Consider the following 16,824-nt stretch of genomic DNA (forward strand, 5'->3'; position numbering starts at 1 on the left):
ATGTTAAACCGCGCAAGCTGCAGCGCCGCGCGGTGAGTGAGTCGGTACGATTATAGAGTGCTGAACAGCGGAAAAATCCCCATCAGCAATGCGGCGAACATTATGCACAGGCACACCAGCACTGCCCACTTAAGGGTGAAGCGCTGGTGATCACCAAATTCGATACCGGCCAGTGCCACCAACAGGTAGGTCGACGGTACCAGTGGGCTGAGCAAGTGCACAGGCTGGCCAACGATAGAGGCGCGGGCCATTTCCACGGCGGTGATGCCGTAGTGGCTGGCGGCTTCGGCGAGGACGGGCAGCACGCCGTAGTAGAACGCGTCGTTGGACATGAAGAAAGTGAACGGCATGCTCACCAGTGCAGTGATCACGGCCAGGTACGGGCCCATGGCCTCCGGGATCACTGCCAGCAGGCTCTTGGACATGGCGTCGACCATGCCGGTACCGGACAGGATGCCGGTGAAGATACCCGCAGCGAAGATCAACCCGACGACCGCCAAGACGCTGCCGGCGTGGGCGGCGACGCGGTCTTTCTGCTGTTGCAGGCACGGGTAGTTGACGATCATCGCGATACTGAACGCCACCATGAACAGCACCGGCAGCGGCAACAGACCGGCGATCAGTGTGCACATCAGGGCCAGGGTCAGCGCGCCGTTGAACCAGATCAGCTTCGGACGACGAGCGTCAGGGTATTGCGACACGCTGATCTCGCTGTGGTCGATTTCATCGCCTTGCAGGTGCAGTTCACCCAGGCGCGCACGTTCGCGTTTGCCGTACATGTAGGCAATCACCAGGATCGCCACCACGCCGGCGGCCATCGCCGGGATCATCGGTACGAAAATATCCGAGGGGTCGACATGCAGCGCACTGGCGGCACGGGCAGTCGGGCCACCCCAGGGGGTCATGTTCATCACGCCACCGGCGAGGATGATCAGGCCCGCCATGATCCGCGGGCTCATGCCGATGCGCTTGTACAACGGCAGCATGGCGGCCACGCAGATCATGTAGGTGGTGGCGCCGTCACCGTCGAGGGACACGACCAGGGCCAGTACGGCGGTACCGACGGAAACCTTCAGTGGGTCGCCCTTGACCATCTTGAGGATCTTGCGCACGGCCGGGTCGAACAGGCCGGAATCAATCATCAGGGCAAAGTAGAGAATGGCGAACATCAACATCACGCCGGTCGGCGCGAGTTTGGTGATGCCTTCGAGCATCATCGGGCCGATCTTCGGTGCAAAACCGCCGAACAGCGCGAACAGGATCGGCACGATGATCAGAGCGATCAGCGCAGAAAGGCGCTTGGTCATGATCAGGAACATGAACGTGATGACCATGGCAAAGCCAAGGAAAGTCAGCATAGGAATACTCCAGGCGTAGCGCGGCTAGGGAATGGCGGACCGGGTTGGGGTCAGCGCAAAACGAACGGCACGAGGCGTACGGGTGGAGTTGGGGCGAACAGGCGGGTAGGAGCGGACATCGGGAATCACCATTGTTGTTGTTAACAGCCGGTCTATTGCCGGCAGTGGTGGCGATCCTAGACGGGTAAGCTTTCAGCCAGCTTTCGCTGCGCAAACAGCTGATGGAGGGTAGATACACAGTCTTCAGATTTACACAGACCCCATGTGGGAGCTGGCAAGCCAGCTCCCACATTTGAATGGTGTTTGCCGTGGTGCCTTCAGGGGAGCTCCAGGCCGCCAGCCGCTTTATGCAACGTCCGCAAATGCTCGCCCACCAGCTTCAGGTTGGCTTCACAGGCGGCAATTTCGGCGGAACGGGACGGCTCCAGCAGCGCCCTCACCTCTTTGTCCAGTTCGCCGGTCAGCGATTGCAGTTGCTTCTGGCGCTCGGCACTTTCCGATTCCAGGCGTGTGGCCTCCGAAGGTTGCGGCAGGCCATAGCCGCCACTGCCCAGCAGTTCCGCCGGGCGGCTGAGGAAGCCGCTGTTGGCGAGGATTTGTTGCAGCGTGGCGTTGGCTTTCTCCATGCCACCGTTTTTCAGCTCGCGGGCGCCGAGGTAGCGTTGTTTGACTTCGTCCTGGGCCAGCATCAACTGTTTGCGAAAGCTTGCCTGCTCCAGCAGCAACAATGCGGCACTGGTGCGTAGGTCGGCCTGGCCGAACCACTGGCGGCGTTCCTCGGCACTCAGAGACAACCAGTCTTCGACCTGGGTCTGTTTGATCGGCAGGTGCTTGCGCAGCACATCGAACATCGCCTGATAGCGTTCGCGGAAGGAGTCGAAGTGATACCCCAGGCGCAGCGCCCTGCGTTTGTCATCCAGCACGCTGGTATCGGCCAAGCCGCGGGCGCTCAGGACTTCAAGCAAACCGTTGGGGGTGATGTTGTCCAGGCCGGTCAGTTGCGGGTTGGCGCTGCCGCTGCGTAGCAGTTTCAGGCTCTCCACCGCGCAGTTGTTGGAGATGAAGAAATAGTTGCCGTCATAGCTCCAATGCATCTCGGCGGCATGTTCGACGGTGTCGTTGATTTCCTGGCGGGTCAGTTTCAGCGGTACAGAGGCCAGCCCACGCAGTTCGGTCTTGGTGTATTCGTCGATCACTTGCGCCAGCGGCAATACAAACAAGCGCGATGGGTACTTGCCGACCAGGCCATCCCAGCTCGACAGCTGTACGTCACCGACAAACGCGCGGTAGGACAAGACCAGATGCTGGTCCAGGTCCAGCCGGCAATCCGGCCCACGCGGGCGGCCCGGCGCACAGATCACCAGTCGCAACATGCTGTGGCCCCAGCGGCTGACCAGGTTCTGGTTGGCTTCGGCCAGCAGGTAGTCGATTTCGTAGACGCGTTCAGGGTCCACATGACCCAGCGGCGTCTTGGCGAAATCATTACCGGCGTTCAGGAAGGCGTAAGTGCTGGCGCAGGTGTCCTGCTCCGGCGGGGCCCAGCCAAAGTGTGCCCGGTAATAGCGGAACAATGCCGGGCGTCGGCAGGCGTAGCTTGGGTCTAACAGGAAGTACTCCATATTGACCGCCACGAACTCCAGCGGGCTGGTGGTTTCGTAGATGTCCGGGCTGCGCGCAACTTGATGGTTGTGCTGCTCACGCTCGCCGCGACGGCCGACGTACTGCGGCCAGCCGGCAAGGTCCAGCAGGCGTGGGTCATCGCTGAGGGTAAAGCGTCGGCCATTCTGGCCGCGGCATTGATCAGGCAGGCCGATTAGGCCGGTGAGGTTGTTCTGCCGGCTGCAACGATTGATCAGCGCGCGGTCTTCCTTGGACCACAGGCGCGCACGGTCATAGATGTGGGTCAGTTCATGCAGCACCGTGGCGAGCATTTCGCGGCGCACGGTGCCATGGGGGCGATTGGTTTTCTGGGTGGCGGCGCTGCCGTCGGTCAGGCTGGCCAGCAGATTGCGGTTGAGGTCCAGCTCGGACACCAGGGAGGCTTGCCCGTAGGCGTTCTCGGGCATCTTGTCGGTCCAGCCGACATCGATGCGCCGGTCCAACTGTTCGATGAAGCGCGGCGGTAAAGAGTGCAGGGCTTCGTCGAGCAACGCCTGGCTGGCCTGCTGTTCAGCCGGACTCAGACCCTCGGTCTTGAGCCGTAGTTGCAGGCTGGCCTGGGCTGCGCTGGCACACAGCAGCACAGTCCCGGCCAGGAGCCAGGCGGCAATGCGCCTCACAGTGCGAGGATGGCTTCGGCGAGGGTCTGGTCACTGGCGTCGCGGGCTTCCGGCAGACGTGTACGCAGGGTGTCGAAGGCCGCTTCCAAGTGCGCGCCACGGATTTCACCGTTGGTTGCGACGAAACTGGCGGCGTCGTCGTGGGCTTCGCGTACCACTTTGGAGTCGCGGATCGAGGTGGTGGTGTCCGAGGTGAAATCAATGGTGCGGCCAGAGGCGCGAACAATGATGTTACTGGTGGCCACCAGGGTATGCGCCTGGGCAACGTCGGCCAATAACAGCAGGCCAAGGGTGGCGGCGATCAGCGGGCTACGCATGGGATAACTCCAATACAAATAAGGAATACAAAGATGATTATTGGACGAGGATTGCTTGCGCCAGTTCAAGGTCGCTGGCGTTAAGTTTTGGCTGGCTGCGGCGCAGATAATCCAGCGCTGACTCCAGCCGTGCCCCCCGCCATTGGCCGTCAGTGGCGATAAACGCGGCAGCGTCATCCTGGGCGGCCATTATCACTTTTCTGTCGAAGGGCGCGGAGGTCACTTTGCTGGTGGCGTACGCGCTCACGACGGTGCTCTGGGTGGTGAGGTCAAAGGCAGAAGCCAATGGTGACCAGCCGCAGGAAAACAATACAGGGACTACTAGAAGGCGGTATGAAAAAGCCATGGGACTCGACAACTGAAAACGAGCGCCAAGGCTAGCGTAATGCCCGGGCGAGAGCCAGCGCCCAGGCATCACGGCTGTCTTCAGATGGCCAGGATGGCCTGGGCCAGTTGCGCGTCAGTCGCAGTGTTCAGTTGCGGCGCTTGCTGGCGGATCTGTGCCAGGGCGCTTTCCAGTTTCACACCACGGATGGCGCCTTCACTGGCGACAAAACTGGCGGCGTCGTCACGCGCGGCGCGCACAACCTTGTTGTCGCGCAGGGACGAGGTCGCATCGGAGCTGGCGTCGGAGGTGGCTTTCAGCGCGCCGACGATAGAGTCGGTGGTGACGATGAAACTGGTCGCATTGGCGTTGGCTGCCAGGACCAACAGGGCGGCAGCACTCAGCAGGCGAAGACGAGACATGGGGTGACTCCTGTAGATGAACGGATAAGGTGGCGCAGGGCAGCCATTGGGGATCAGACGCCTGTACCAGGCGCCTCGCCACGTGGTGACTGGATATTAAGCTGCCGTTTATCCGTTCGGGAAGCGCCATGACTGCCTAGTCACGCCAGAACGGTTTGGATATTTCAGCCATGCGATCGCCATGGCTGATGCCCAGGTCGGACAGTTCCCGCGTATCAAGCTTCGACAATTGGCGTCGTTCATAGGCCTGGCGCAGCCATTTGGCCAGCGTTGCGGCAGTGCGTTGCAGTAGCCGCTTATATAAGGCAGAAGGTGTGTCCATGGAGAGTCCCTTTCATGAGGTCTTGGAACGCCATGTTGGGTTAGGCAGTGGAACCGATACAGATACACCAGATTTAAATTGTACTGCTCAACTGTAGTATTTTTTAAACTGTACCGGTCTCCAGAAAGCGCTTCTGTTTTCGCACTGAGGACTTGAATCCCAGAAACAACAAAGCCCGCCTCCGGTTACCCGGGGCGGGCTGTGTTTTGACAAATCAGGTTGCTGGCAGTGGACCCGTCAGGTCAGGGCCAGCGAGCGCTAAATCAGCGCCAGAACGGCTTGCTCAGCTCTTCGTAGCGTTGAGCTTCGCTGATGCCTGCATCAGCCAGCAGACGCGAATCCAGGCGAGCCAGTTGGTGGCGGCTGGAGATGCGGCGCTGCCACAACATCAGGTTGGCGATAACGCGCAGAGGCAGGGAGGCCTGGGTGTTTACAGCTTTTTCTTCGAAAAACAGTTCGGAACTGAGTGTACGTTCCATGATGACATCCTTCCGCTTGTGGCGGGATTAGGTAGTGGTTTAACTGATGCCAATGATCCTCTTCCGGCGCAAGACTCTCTAGATACAGTTCACCTGTATTGTGAGGGGCCAGTTAACTGTTTATAGGCGCTGTACTGTACAGAAATGGGGCAACTGTACCTGTCTGCACTCAAATAGTGCGAAATGGGTGTTTTTGGTCTGGCTAGTAGGATATTTCAGTAGGAAATGACCGGTACAGCAGTACAGTTTTTTCAATAAGTACGGCCGGCGCAGCCGAGCTGATGAAACTGTATTTGCATCAGCCCGAATCTGTACCAATCACGCCTTGAGCATGTGCCCGGTTTCTTCCAGGTTGATGTGCCAGCTCAGTGCCTCGCGCAGGATGTGCGGGGTGTGCCCACCGATTGCGCAGGCGGCATTGAAGTAACTGTTCAGCGCATCGCGGTAAGCCGGATGCACACAGTTGTCGATGATCACTCGGGCCCGTTCCCGTGGCGCCAGGCCACGCAGGTCGGCGAGCCCGACTTCGGTCACCAGGATGTCGACGTCATGCTCGGTATGGTCCACATGGCTGACCATGGGCACGACGCTGGAAATAGCCCCGCCCTTGGCAATCGACTTGGTGACGAAGATCGCCAGGTGCGCATTGCGCGCAAAGTCCCCGGAGCCGCCAATGCCATTCATCATCCGCGTGCCGCAGACGTGGGTGGAGTTGACGTTGCCGTAGATGTCGAACTCCAGCGCGGTGTTGATACCGATAATGCCCAGGCGACGTACCACTTCAGGGTGGTTGGAGATCTCTTGCGGGCGCAGCACCAGCTTGTCCTTATAGTGTTCCAGGTTGCCGAACACGTCGGCATTGCGTCGCTCTGACAAGGTGATCGAGCTGCCCGAAGCAAAGCTGAGCTTGCCTGCGTCGATCAGGTCGAAGGTTGAATCCTGCAACACTTCCGAATACATGGTCAGGTCTTCGAACGGTGACTCGATCAACCCGCACATCACAGCGTTGGCAATATTGCCGATCCCGGCCTGCAGCGGGCCGAGCTTGTTGGTCATGCGGCCTGCGTCGACTTCCTGCTTTAGGAAGTTGATGAGGTGGTTGGCGATGCCCTGTGTGTCGCTGTCGGGCGGCGTCACGGTCGAGGCGGAGTCGGCCTGGTTGGTGATGACAATGGCGACGATTTTTTCCGGCGGGATCGGAATGGCGGTGCTGCCGATACGGTCGTCGACTTTCACCAGAGGGATTGGCGTGCGCGTCGGCCGGTAGGTCGGGATATAGATGTCGTGCAACCCTTCCAGATTTGGATTGTGTGCCAGGTTGATCTCGACGATCACCTGCTTGGCGAAAATCGCGAAGCTGGCGGAGTTGCCTACGGACGTGGTGGGAACGATGTGGCCTTGTTCAGTGATCGCGACCGCTTCAATCACCGCGATGTCCGGCAGCTTGAGCTGGTTGTTGCGCAGTTGCTCGACGGTTTCCGACAGGTGTTGGTCGATAAACATCACCTCGCCGGCGTTGATCGCCTTGCGCAGCGTGCTGTCGACTTGAAACGGCATGCGCCGCGACAGCACGCCGGCTTCGGTCAATTGCTTGTCCAGGTCATTGCCCAGGCTGGCGCCGGTCATCAGGGTGATTTTCAGCGGGGAAGTCTTGGCGCGTTCGGCCAGGGCGTGGGGGACGGCCTTGGCTTCACCGGCACGGGTGAAGCCGCTCATGCCAACGGTCATGCCGTCTTCGATCAGTGCGGCGGCGTCTGCCGCGCTCATGACCTTGTTCAACAACGAAGGCAAGCGGATGCGATCACGGTACATGGATTCTTATCTCAGGCTACGGAAGCAAGGTGCGCAGTTTAGTGATTTCAAAAAATTTCGGCCCGCTACCATGGTCGAATGCCAGGCAGCGATTTAGAGCCTTTGGTCGGGTTTCATGCGGTAATAAAAAACCCCAGCCTACTGGAGGCCGGGGTTTCGAGTATTGCGCTGCAGCAGGGTTACTCGACGGCTTTGACCATGTCTTCGATGACCTTCTTGGCATCACCGAAGACCATCATGGTCTTGTCCAGGTAGAACAACTCGTTATCCAGACCGGCATAGCCGCTGGCCATCGAGCGTTTGTTGACGATGATGGTTTTGGCCTTGAACGCCTCGAGGATCGGCATGCCGGCAATCGGCGAGTTCGGGTCGTTCTTCGCGGCCGGGTTGACCACGTCGTTCGCGCCCAGTACCAGCACCACGTCGGCTTGGCCGAACTCGGAGTTGATGTCCTCCATCTCGAACACCTGGTCATAAGGCACTTCGGCCTCGGCGAGCAGTACGTTCATGTGCCCAGGCATACGGCCTGCTACCGGGTGGATCGCGTATTTCACCGTGACGCCATGATGGGTCAGCTTTTCCGTCAGTTCCTTGAGCGCATGTTGCGCCCGCGCCACCGCCAGGCCGTAGCCCGGGACGATAATCACGGTGTCGGCGTTGGTCAGCAGGAAGGTCGCGTCGTCGGCGGAGCCGGATTTGACCGGGCGTGCTTCTTTAGAACCCGCCGCTGCACCCGCATCCGGCGCGTTGCCGAACCCGCCGAGCAGTACATTAAAGAAGGAACGGTTCATCGCCTTGCACATGATGTAAGACAGGATCGCGCCGCTGGAGCCCACCAAGGAGCCGGCGATGATCAGCATCGAGTTGTTCAGCGAGAAACCGATACCTGCCGCTGCCCAGCCGGAGTAGCTGTTGAGCATCGACACGACCACTGGCATATCGGCGCCGCCAATCGGGATGATGATCAGCACGCCCAGCACAAAGGCCAAAGCCAGCATCAGGGCGAAGGCAGTCAGGTTGCCGGTAAACATAAACGCCAGGCCGAGGCCGAGGGTCAGCAGGCCGAGCACCAGGTTCAGTTTATGTTGGCCGCCGAACTGTACCGGTGCGCCCTGGAACAGGCGGAACTTGTATTTGCCCGACAGCTTGCCGAACGCAATCACCGAACCGGAGAAGGTAATCGCACCGATGGCCGCACCGAGGAACAGCTCCAGTCGGTTACCCGCAGGAATCGCGTCGCCCAGGTGTTTGACGATGCCCAGCGATTGCGGCTCGACCACCGCGGCAATGGCGATGAACACCGCAGCCAGGCCGATCATGCTGTGCATGAACGCCACCAGCTCCGGCATCTTGGTCATTTCTACACGTTTGGCCATGATCGAACCGACAGTGCCGCCGATCAGCAGGCCGACAATTACGTAACCGATGCCGGCGGTGGCCAGCTCGGCGCCGAGCTTATAAATGAGGCCCACGGTAGTGAGCACCGCCAGCGCCATGCCGAGCATGCCAAACACGTTGCCGCGTCGCGAAGTGGTGGGATGTGACAGGCCCTTGAGTGCCTGGATAAAGCAGATCGACGCGATCAGGTAGAGCGTCGTGACCAGATTCATGCTCATTACTTCGGCGCCTCTTCTTTTACTTTCGGGGCTTTCTTCTTGAACATCTCAAGCATGCGGCGCGTCACCAGGAAGCCACCGAACACGTTGACCGCTGCAAGGGCTACAGCCAGGGTGCCCATGGTCTTGCCCAGCGGGGTCACGGTCAGTGCGGCGGCCAGCATGGCGCCGACGATCACGATTGCCGAGATGGCGTTGGTCACCGCCATCAGCGGCGTGTGTAGCGCGGGCGTGACGTTCCAGACCACGTGGTAACCGACATAAATCGCCAGCACAAAGATGATCAGGTTGTAGATACCGGGGGAGATAAGCTCTTCCATCGTCTGAATCCCTGCTTAGGCGTTTTTGCGGATGACTTGGCCGTCGCGGCACATCAGGCACGCGGCGACGATGTCGTCTTCGAGGTTGATTTCAAACTGCCCTTCCTTGGTGAAGACCAGCTTCAGGAAGTCCAGCAGGTTGCGCGCATACAAGGCTGACGCGTCGGCAGCGACGGCACCGGCCAGGTTGGTTGGGCCGCAGATGATCACGCCGTTTTCCACGACGACTTGGTCGGCGACCGTCAGCGGGCAGTTGCCGCCTTGGGCGGCTGCGAGGTCGATCACTACCGAGCCGGGCTTCATTTGCGCGACGGTGTCGGCGCTGAGCAAGGTCGGTGCTTTACGGCCGGGAATCAGGGCGGTGGTGATGACGATGTCGGCCTGCTTTGCGCGCTCGTGAACCGCCAGGGCCTGGCGCTGCATCCAGCTGGTCGGCATTGGACGGGCGTAACCACCGACGCCGACGGCGCATTCGCGTTCTTCATCGGTTTCGTAGGGCACGTCGACGAACTTGGCGCCTAGAGATTCGATCTGCTCTTTTACCGCCGGGCGTACGTCAGAAGCTTCGATCACGGCACCCAAGCGTTTTGCCGTGGCAATCGCCTGCAGGCCTGCAACGCCGGCACCGAGAATCAACACGCGTGCCGCCTTAACCGTACCGGCCGCCGTCATCAGCATCGGCATGAAGCGCGGGTAGTGATGAGCGGCGAGCAACACGGCTTTATAGCCGGCGATGTTGGCCTGGGACGACAGCACGTCGAGGCTCTGGGCACGCGAGGTGCGTGGAGCCGCTTCGAGCGCAAAGGCGGTGATGCCGCGTTCGGCGAGCTTGGCGATGGTTTCGTTGCTGAACGGATTGAGCATGCCCACCAACACGGTGCCGCTTTTGATCAGCGCCAGTTCGCTGTCGCTGGGGGCAACCACCTTGAGAATCAGCTCGGCGCCAAATGCATCGCCGGCACTGCCGATGGTTGCGCCTGCCGTTACATAGGCACTGTCGACGATGCTGGCGTTGATGCCTGCGCCGCTTTGTACAGTGACCTTATGGCCCTGGCCGATCAGCTTCTTGATGGTTTCCGGGGTGGCAGCCACCCGCGTTTCACCGGTCTGGGTTTCGAGAGGAACACCAATGTGCACGTCAAATCTCCTGCATGATCTTTTTGCTTTTGATCTTTTTGTAAAAAGGCCAGTGCACCGCGAGTGGCGCAACTGGGGCGGCCGATCAGCACGATCCCGCTGAAATGACAGCGGGGCGCGGCATTTTGCAGGCGAACTTTACGGCCATCAAGGGATTATGACGGGTGACGAAAAATTAACTACAAGTCACCCTGTGACTGATTGTCGCAACACTCGGTAATAACCGCTTCAAATACATGGCCTTAAAGGGCTGCAGGCGCTTTTGCAATCTTTTGTCATCGTTGGTGTGAATAGTCGGCCATTGGCTTGTATTAGTCGCTAGAAGCCAAGTAGATCATGGCCTTGAGCCTTATTTTCGACTGACAGATACAGTCTGCTTAAATGCGACATATATGTATATCTGTAGGCGTGAATAATTGCTGACTACAAAGTCAGCAAATGGCTTTTGTCCTTTAAATACCAGGGCTGTAGCGCTTGGACTGGTCGACCAGCCAGTCCCGGAATGCATGCAATGATGCGGATTCGACCTTTCTGTCAGGAATCATCAGGTAATAAGCCTTCGAGCTGCTCAGCGCTTCGGGGCTCGCGACCACCAGTTGGCCCTCCTCCAGCTCACGTTGGATAAGGAACGGGGGTATTAGGGCGATGCCCATGTCATGCATGGCGGCTTGGGACAACATCGAGAATAGCTCGTAACGCGGACCTGTCATGTCGCGGGGGATGTTCAGTTGCTGGGCGTTGAACCATTGGCGCCACGCATAGGGGCGGGTGGTCTGCTGCAGGAGCGGTAGTTCTGCGATGTCCTGGGGGCTGAACTGCGTGCGGTTACCCAGTAGCCGAGGACTGCACACGGGAACGGGGTTTTCCCCCATCAGTCGATGGGACTCGGTGCCGGACCAGTCGGCATCGCCGAAGTAGATTGCGGCGTCGAATTCGGTGTCGGCAAACAGGAAGGGGCGTGTTCGGTTCGTGAGGTTGACCGTGACTTCAGGATGCTGGCGTTGGAAGTCCTTGAGGCGAGGTATCAGCCACTGAGTGCCGAACGTCGGGACCACGGCCAGCTCGATGGTGTTAGCGCCCTGCTGGCCCATGACGGAAAGCGTGTCGCGTTCTACCGCATCCAATTGCGTGGCGACGCGACGGCTATAGGACAGCCCCGCTTCCGTCAGCTTTACCCCACGCCGTGAGCGGCGAAACAGCTCGACACTTAAAAACTCCTCAAGGCTGGCGATCTGTCGACAGATGGCACCTTGAGTGATCGAAAGCTCCTGCGCCGCTTTGGTAAAGCTCTCGTGGCGGGCGGCCGCTTCAAAACTGACAAGAGCGGTGGTGCTGGGAATTTTTCTGCGCATATACCGTGTCCTCACTTGCCAAGGCGCATATGCGCCATTTTCTGCTGCTTCGAAGTGAGAAATTAGCACAACCCTATGCAGAAACCTCGTTTGCCCTATGCGCTTGCCGGGCCTAGGCTGCTTCCACGACTTCTGATTCTTTTCGCGAGGACTTATTCATGGCTGGCAAGGCAAGCTTCAACTGGATCGATCCACTGCTGCTGGATCAACAGCTCACCGAAGAAGAGCGCATGGTGCGCGACAGTGCTGAGCAGTTCGCCCAGGACAAGTTGGCGCCGCGTGTGCTCGAAGCCTTCCGCCATGAAAAGACCGACCCTGCCATTTTCCGCGAGATGGGCGAGACCGGTTTGCTCGGTGCGATGATCCCCGAGCAGTACGGTGGCAGCGGCTTGAACTACGTCAGTTATGGGTTGATTGCCCGTGAGGTCGAGCGTGTCGACTCCGGCTATCGCTCGATGATGAGTGTGCAGTCGTCACTGGTCATGGTGCCGATCAACGAGTTCGGCACCGAGGCGCAGAAACAGAAGTACCTGCCGAAGCTGGCTTCTGGCGAATGGATCGGTTGCTTTGGTCTGACAGAGCCTAACCATGGTTCCGACCCAGGCGCGATGATTACCCGTGCGCGCAAGGTGGAAGGTGGTTATAGCCTGACAGGCGCAAAAATGTGGATCACCAATAGCCCGATCGCGGATGTGTTTGTGGTGTGGGGCAAGGACGATGCCGGTGATATCCGCGGCTTTGTCCTGGAGAAAGGTTGGAAGGGCCTGAGCGCTCCGGCGATTCATGGCAAGGTCGGGCTGCGCGCTTCCATCACCGGCGAGATCGTCATGGATAACGTGTTTGTGCCGGAAGAGAACATCTTCCCGGACGTGCGTGGTTTGAAGGGGCCGTTCACCTGCCTTAACTCTGCACGCTATGGCATCTCTTGGGGCGCGTTGGGCGCTGCTGAGTTCTGCTGGCATACCGCTCGCCAATACACGCTCGATCGTCATCAGTTCGGGCGTCCGTTGGCGGCTACCCAGCTGATCCAGAAAAAGCTGGCCGATATGCAGACTGAGATCACCTTGGCCTTGCAGGGCTGCCTGCGCCTGGGGCGCATGAAGGACGAAGGCACGGCTGCGGTTGAGATCACTTCGATCATGAAGCGTAACTCGTGTGGCAAGTCCCTGGATATCGCGCGCATGGCTCGGGACATGCTGGGTGGCAATGGTATTTCCGACGAATTCGGGGTGGCGCGTCATCTGGTCAACCTGGAGGTGGTCAATACCTATGAAGGTACTCATGACGTGCATGCCTTGATTCTGGGGCGTGCGCAAACCGGTCTTCAGGCGTTCTATTAATAGGAGCAGGGCATGGGCGCGCTTTCGCATCTGCGGGTACTGGATTTATCGCGAGTACTGGCGGGCCCTTGGTCCGGGCAGATCCTTGCGGATCTTGGGGCTGAGGTAATCAAGGTCGAACGGCCGGGCAGTGGCGACGACACACGCGCCTGGGGGCCGCCCTTCCTTAAGGATGCTTATGGCGAGAACACTAGCGAGGCAGCGTATTACCTGTCGGCCAATCGCAATAAGGAGTCGGTGACAATCGACTTCACGCGGCCTGAGGGGCAGGCGCTGGTACGTGAGCTGGCGGCTAAGTCGGACATTTTGATCGAGAATTTCAAGGTGGGCGGCCTGGCAGCGTATGGTTTGGATTATGAGTCGCTCAAGGAGATCAATCCGGAGCTGATCTACTGCTCGATCACGGGCTTCGGTCAGACCGGGCCTTATGCAGCGCGTGCGGGCTATGACTTCATGATTCAGGGGCTGGGCGGGCTGATGAGTCTGACCGGCCGGCCCGAGGGGGAGGATGGCGCTGGGCCGGTGAAGGTGGGCGTGGCGCTGACTGACATCCTTACGGGGCTTTACTCGACCGTGGCAATACTGGCGGCACTGGCCCATCGGGACCATGACGGTGGTGGGCAGCACATCGATATGGCGTTGCTGGATGTGCAGGTGGCATGCCTGGCCAATCAGGCGATGAATTACCTGACAACGGGCGTGCCGCCAAAGCGCTTGGGTAATGCGCATCCGAATATCGTGCCTTACCAGGACTTTCCCACGGCCGACGGTGATTTCATCCTGACGGTGGGTAATGACGGGCAGTTTCGCAAGTTTGCTGAAGTGGCTGGGCAGCCACAGTGGGCGGATGATCCGCGCTTCTCTACTAATAAGGTGCGGGTGGCCAATCGGGCGGAGCTGATCCCGTTGATTCGTCAGGCGACGGTATTCAAGACGACGGCTGAGTGGGTGTCACAGTTGGAGCGGGTTGGAGTGCCGTGTGGGCCTATCAACGATTTGGCGCAGGTGTTTGCCGATCCCCAAGTAAAGGCGCGTGGGCTGGCGATGGCGTTACCTCATGCCTTGGCAGGGATGGTGCCTCAGGTTGCCAGTCCGATACGGCTGTCCAAAACGCCTGTGGAGTACCGTAGTGCGCCTCCCCTGCTGGGGGAGCACACGGCCAAGGTGCTTCAAGAGGTGTTGGGATTGGGTGTGGCGAATGTGGTCGCATTGAAGGCTGCGGGCGTTATCTGAATCCCTTCTTCTATATATATAGAGGGCATAACCGGCTCTCTATTGATGGTTTTTTAATCAACTCTAACTAATTGATAGAAAAGTAAAATTAAGGGTTGACGGCAGATTCTGGAAGTCTATAATTCGCCCCACTTCCGGCGCAGTCGAAACGGAAAACTCCTTGGTAAACAAAGAGTTACGCAGAATTCGACAGCGATTTGCTTCAGGTCATCGAAGCCCAGAAGGAGTTGGTAGAGCAGTGTTGTTTGGCTCTATTAACGTTTCGATCTTCTCGGTCGAAAGCGGAGAAAAAGAGGTGTTGACAGCAGCGTGTAACGCTGTAGAATTCGCCTCCCGCTAACGAGAGATCGGAAGCGCAAGTGGTTGAAGTTGTTGAAGAAATCTTCGAAAACTTCTGAAAATAATCACTTGACAGCAAATGAGGCTGCTGTAGAATGCGCGCCTCGGTTGAGACGAAAGATCTTAACCAACCGCTCTTTAACAACTGAATCAAGCAATTCGTGTGGGTGCTTGTGGAGTCAGACTGATAGTCAACAAGATTATCAGCATCACAAGTTACTCCGCGAGAAATCAAAGATGTAACCAACGATTGCTGAGCCAAGTTTAGGGTTTCTTAAAAACCCAAAGATGTTTGAACTGAAGAGTTTGATCATGGCTCAGATTGAACGCTGGCGGCAGGCCTAACACATGCAAGTCGAGCGGTAGAGAGAAGCTTGCTTCTCTTGAGAGCGGCGGACGGGTGAGTAATGCCTAGGAATCTGCCTGGTAGTGGGGGATAACGTTCGGAAACGGACGCTAATACCGCATACGTCCTACGGGAGAAAGCAGGGGACCTTCGGGCCTTGCGCTATCAGATGAGCCTAGGTCGGATTAGCTAGTTGGTGAGGTAATGGCTCACCAAGGCGACGATCCGTAACTGGTCTGAGAGGATGATCAGTCACACTGGAACTGAGACACGGTCCAGACTCCTACGGGAGGCAGCAGTGGGGAATATTGGACAATGGGCGAAAGCCTGATCCAGCCATGCCGCGTGTGTGAAGAAGGTCTTCGGATTGTAAAGCACTTTAAGTTGGGAGGAAGGGTTGTAGATTAATACTCTGCAATTTTGACGTTACCGACAGAATAAGCACCGGCTAACTCTGTGCCAGCAGCCGCGGTAATACAGAGGGTGCAAGCGTTAATCGGAATTACTGGGCGTAAAGCGCGCGTAGGTGGTTTGTTAAGTTGGATGTGAAATCCCCGGGCTCAACCTGGGAACTGCATTCAAAACTGACTGACTAGAGTATGGTAGAGGGTGGTGGAATTTCCTGTGTAGCGGTGAAATGCGTAGATATAGGAAGGAACACCAGTGGCGAAGGCGACCACCTGGACTAATACTGACACTGAGGTGCGAAAGCGTGGGGAGCAAACAGGATTAGATACCCTGGTAGTCCACGCCGTAAACGATGTCAACTAGCCGTTGGAAGCCTTGAGCTTTTAGTGGCGCAGCTAACGCATTAAGTTGACCGCCTGGGGAGTACGGCCGCAAGGTTAAAACTCAAATGAATTGACGGGGGCCCGCACAAGCGGTGGAGCATGTGGTTTAATTCGAAGCAACGCGAAGAACCTTACCAGGCCTTGACATCCAATGAACTTTCTAGAGATAGATTGGTGCCTTCGGGAACATTGAGACAGGTGCTGCATGGCTGTCGTCAGCTCGTGTCGTGAGATGTTGGGTTAAGTCCCGTAACGAGCGCAACCCTTGTCCTTAGTTACCAGCACGTTATGGTGGGCACTCTAAGGAGACTGCCGGTGACAAACCGGAGGAAGGTGGGGATGACGTCAAGTCATCATGGCCCTTACGGCCTGGGCTACACACGTGCTACAATGGTCGGTACAGAGGGTTGCCAAGCCGCGAGGTGGAGCTAATCCCATAAAACCGATCGTAGTCCGGATCGCAGTCTGCAACTCGACTGCGTGAAGTCGGAATCGCTAGTAATCGCGAATCAGAATGTCGCGGTGAATACGTTCCCGGGCCTTGTACACACCGCCCGTCACACCATGGGAGTGGGTTGCACCAGAAGTAGCTAGTCTAACCTTCGGGAGGACGGTTACCACGGTGTGATTCATGACTGGGGTGAAGTCGTAACAAGGTAGCCGTAGGGGAACCTGCGGCTGGATCACCTCCTTAATCGACGACATCAGCTGCTCCATAAGTTCCCACACGAATTGCTTGATTCATTGAAGAAGACGATAAGAAGCAGCCCGAAATTGGGTCTGTAGCTCAGTTGGTTAGAGCGCACCCCTGATAAGGGTGAGGTCGGCAGTTCGAATCTGCCCAGACCCACCAATTTTGTGTGGGAAACGCCTGTAGAAATACGGGGCCATAGCTCAGCTGGGAGAGCGCCTGCCTTGCACGCAGGAGGTCAACGGTTCGATCCCGTTTGGCTCCACCACTACTGCTTCTGAAAGTTTTGAAAGCTTAGAAATGAGCATTCCATCCAAGTGATGGTGAATGTTGATTTCTAGTCTT

General features: G+C 58.0%; 14 protein-coding genes, 2 tRNA genes and 1 rRNA gene. 5 read left to right on the top strand and 12 right to left on the bottom strand.

The genetic code is table 11. The annotated features are described in order from the left end of the window. Window positions 1-50: 50 nt before the first annotated feature. The 12 genes from KUA23_RS00510 to KUA23_RS00565 form a co-directional block, all read right to left on the bottom strand. Window positions 51-1,358 carry a CitMHS family transporter gene (locus tag KUA23_RS00510; protein ID WP_078046268.1) on the bottom strand — a complete coding sequence of 436 codons (1,308 nt, stop codon included), beginning with the start codon at window positions 1,356-1,358 and terminating at the stop codon, window positions 51-53. 317 nt (window positions 1,359-1,675) lie between these two features. Continuing rightward, on the bottom strand, window positions 1,676-3,637 hold the full coding sequence (locus tag KUA23_RS00515; protein WP_252993285.1) for a DUF7844 domain-containing protein: 1,962 nt from the start codon (window positions 3,635-3,637) through the stop codon (window positions 1,676-1,678). Further along, window positions 3,634-3,954, bottom strand: a complete 321-nt coding sequence (locus KUA23_RS00520) for a DUF2388 domain-containing protein (protein WP_012721546.1) — start codon at window positions 3,952-3,954, stop codon at window positions 3,634-3,636. The genes KUA23_RS00515 and KUA23_RS00520 overlap by 4 nt, the downstream gene beginning before the upstream one ends. A 37-nt stretch (window positions 3,955-3,991) precedes the next feature. Further along, window positions 3,992-4,300: a DUF2388 domain-containing protein gene (locus tag KUA23_RS00525; protein WP_078050845.1), complete on the bottom strand. Its 309-nt coding sequence runs from the start codon at window positions 4,298-4,300 to the stop codon at window positions 3,992-3,994. A gap of 80 nt (window positions 4,301-4,380) precedes the next feature. Beyond that, a complete protein-coding gene (locus tag KUA23_RS00530) occupies window positions 4,381-4,701 on the bottom strand; it encodes a DUF2388 domain-containing protein (protein WP_078046270.1) in 321 nt (106 codons plus the stop codon). 136 nt (window positions 4,702-4,837) lie between these two features. Then, complete coding sequence (locus KUA23_RS00535; RefSeq protein WP_078046271.1) at window positions 4,838-5,023, bottom strand: DUF1127 domain-containing protein; 186 nt, start codon at window positions 5,021-5,023, stop codon at window positions 4,838-4,840. A gap of 263 nt (window positions 5,024-5,286) precedes the next feature. Further along, the gene (locus KUA23_RS00540; protein ID WP_012721550.1) at window positions 5,287-5,502 is read right to left on the bottom strand and encodes a DUF1127 domain-containing protein; all 216 of its coding nucleotides are present in this window, start codon (window positions 5,500-5,502) and stop codon (window positions 5,287-5,289) included. A gap of 318 nt (window positions 5,503-5,820) precedes the next feature. After that, a complete protein-coding gene (scpC, locus tag KUA23_RS00545) occupies window positions 5,821-7,314 on the bottom strand; it encodes a succinyl-CoA:acetate CoA-transferase ScpC (RefSeq protein WP_034110661.1) in 1,494 nt (497 codons plus the stop codon). 179 nt (window positions 7,315-7,493) lie between these two features. Continuing rightward, window positions 7,494-8,930: an NAD(P)(+) transhydrogenase (Re/Si-specific) subunit beta gene (locus KUA23_RS00550; RefSeq protein WP_252993286.1), complete on the bottom strand. Its 1,437-nt coding sequence runs from the start codon at window positions 8,928-8,930 to the stop codon at window positions 7,494-7,496. After that, complete coding sequence (locus KUA23_RS00555; protein WP_003187417.1) at window positions 8,930-9,250, bottom strand: NAD(P) transhydrogenase subunit alpha part 2; 321 nt, start codon at window positions 9,248-9,250, stop codon at window positions 8,930-8,932. Before KUA23_RS00555 ends, KUA23_RS00550 begins: the two co-directional genes overlap by 1 nt. Before the next feature lie 15 nt (window positions 9,251-9,265). Continuing rightward, complete coding sequence (locus tag KUA23_RS00560; protein ID WP_099493329.1) at window positions 9,266-10,387, bottom strand: Re/Si-specific NAD(P)(+) transhydrogenase subunit alpha; 1,122 nt, start codon at window positions 10,385-10,387, stop codon at window positions 9,266-9,268. A gap of 452 nt (window positions 10,388-10,839) precedes the next feature. Further along, window positions 10,840-11,739 carry a LysR family transcriptional regulator gene (locus KUA23_RS00565; RefSeq protein WP_078046274.1) on the bottom strand — a complete coding sequence of 300 codons (900 nt, stop codon included), beginning with the start codon at window positions 11,737-11,739 and terminating at the stop codon, window positions 10,840-10,842. Window positions 11,740-11,897: 158 nt separating this feature from the next. Here KUA23_RS00565 and KUA23_RS00570 point away from each other — a divergent pair, with 158 nt between their 5' ends. The 5 genes from KUA23_RS00570 to KUA23_RS00590 all read left to right on the top strand — a co-directional run bounded on the left by KUA23_RS00570 (window position 11,898) and on the right by KUA23_RS00590 (window position 16,747). After that, window positions 11,898-13,079, top strand: a complete 1,182-nt coding sequence (locus KUA23_RS00570) for an acyl-CoA dehydrogenase (protein ID WP_003170842.1) — start codon at window positions 11,898-11,900, stop codon at window positions 13,077-13,079. A 12-nt stretch (window positions 13,080-13,091) separates the two neighbouring features. Continuing rightward, window positions 13,092-14,312: a CaiB/BaiF CoA transferase family protein gene (locus tag KUA23_RS00575; protein ID WP_078046275.1), complete on the top strand. Its 1,221-nt coding sequence runs from the start codon at window positions 13,092-13,094 to the stop codon at window positions 14,310-14,312. A 633-nt stretch (window positions 14,313-14,945) separates the two neighbouring features. Further along, window positions 14,946-16,482 (top strand): 16S ribosomal RNA (locus KUA23_RS00580). 82 nt (window positions 16,483-16,564) lie between these two features. Further along, window positions 16,565-16,641: transfer RNA gene (locus KUA23_RS00585), tRNA-Ile, on the top strand. Between the two features lie 30 nt (window positions 16,642-16,671). Continuing rightward, window positions 16,672-16,747 (top strand) — tRNA-Ala (locus KUA23_RS00590). Window positions 16,748-16,824: the final 77 nt, after the last annotated feature.

Origin of the sequence: Pseudomonas pergaminensis (assembly GCF_024112395.2) — a bacterium.
In the GTDB taxonomy this organism is placed as follows: domain Bacteria; phylum Pseudomonadota; class Gammaproteobacteria; order Pseudomonadales; family Pseudomonadaceae; genus Aquipseudomonas; species Aquipseudomonas pergaminensis.

Excerpts from the sequence above, each read along its gene's own strand:
- KUA23_RS00550 (WP_252993286.1), bottom strand. The coding sequence starts at position 8,930 with ATGAGCATGAATCTGGTCACGACGCTCTACCTGATCGCGTCGATCTGC.
- KUA23_RS00540 (WP_012721550.1), bottom strand. The coding sequence starts at position 5,502 with ATGGAACGTACACTCAGTTCCGAACTGTTTTTCGAAGAAAAAGCTGTA.
- KUA23_RS00565 (WP_078046274.1), bottom strand. The coding sequence starts at position 11,739 with ATGCGCAGAAAAATTCCCAGCACCACCGCTCTTGTCAGTTTTGAAGCG.
- KUA23_RS00570 (WP_003170842.1), top strand. The coding sequence starts at position 11,898 with ATGGCTGGCAAGGCAAGCTTCAACTGGATCGATCCACTGCTGCTGGAT.
- KUA23_RS00525 (WP_078050845.1), bottom strand. The coding sequence starts at position 4,300 with ATGGCTTTTTCATACCGCCTTCTAGTAGTCCCTGTATTGTTTTCCTGC.
- KUA23_RS00575 (WP_078046275.1), top strand. The coding sequence starts at position 13,092 with ATGGGCGCGCTTTCGCATCTGCGGGTACTGGATTTATCGCGAGTACTG.
- KUA23_RS00530 (WP_078046270.1), bottom strand. The coding sequence starts at position 4,701 with ATGTCTCGTCTTCGCCTGCTGAGTGCTGCCGCCCTGTTGGTCCTGGCA.
- scpC (WP_034110661.1), bottom strand. The coding sequence starts at position 7,314 with ATGTACCGTGATCGCATCCGCTTGCCTTCGTTGTTGAACAAGGTCATG.
- KUA23_RS00555 (WP_003187417.1), bottom strand. The coding sequence starts at position 9,250 with ATGGAAGAGCTTATCTCCCCCGGTATCTACAACCTGATCATCTTTGTG.
- KUA23_RS00510 (WP_078046268.1), bottom strand. The coding sequence starts at position 1,358 with ATGCTGACTTTCCTTGGCTTTGCCATGGTCATCACGTTCATGTTCCTG.
- KUA23_RS00535 (WP_078046271.1), bottom strand. The coding sequence starts at position 5,023 with ATGGACACACCTTCTGCCTTATATAAGCGGCTACTGCAACGCACTGCC.
- KUA23_RS00520 (WP_012721546.1), bottom strand. The coding sequence starts at position 3,954 with ATGCGTAGCCCGCTGATCGCCGCCACCCTTGGCCTGCTGTTATTGGCC.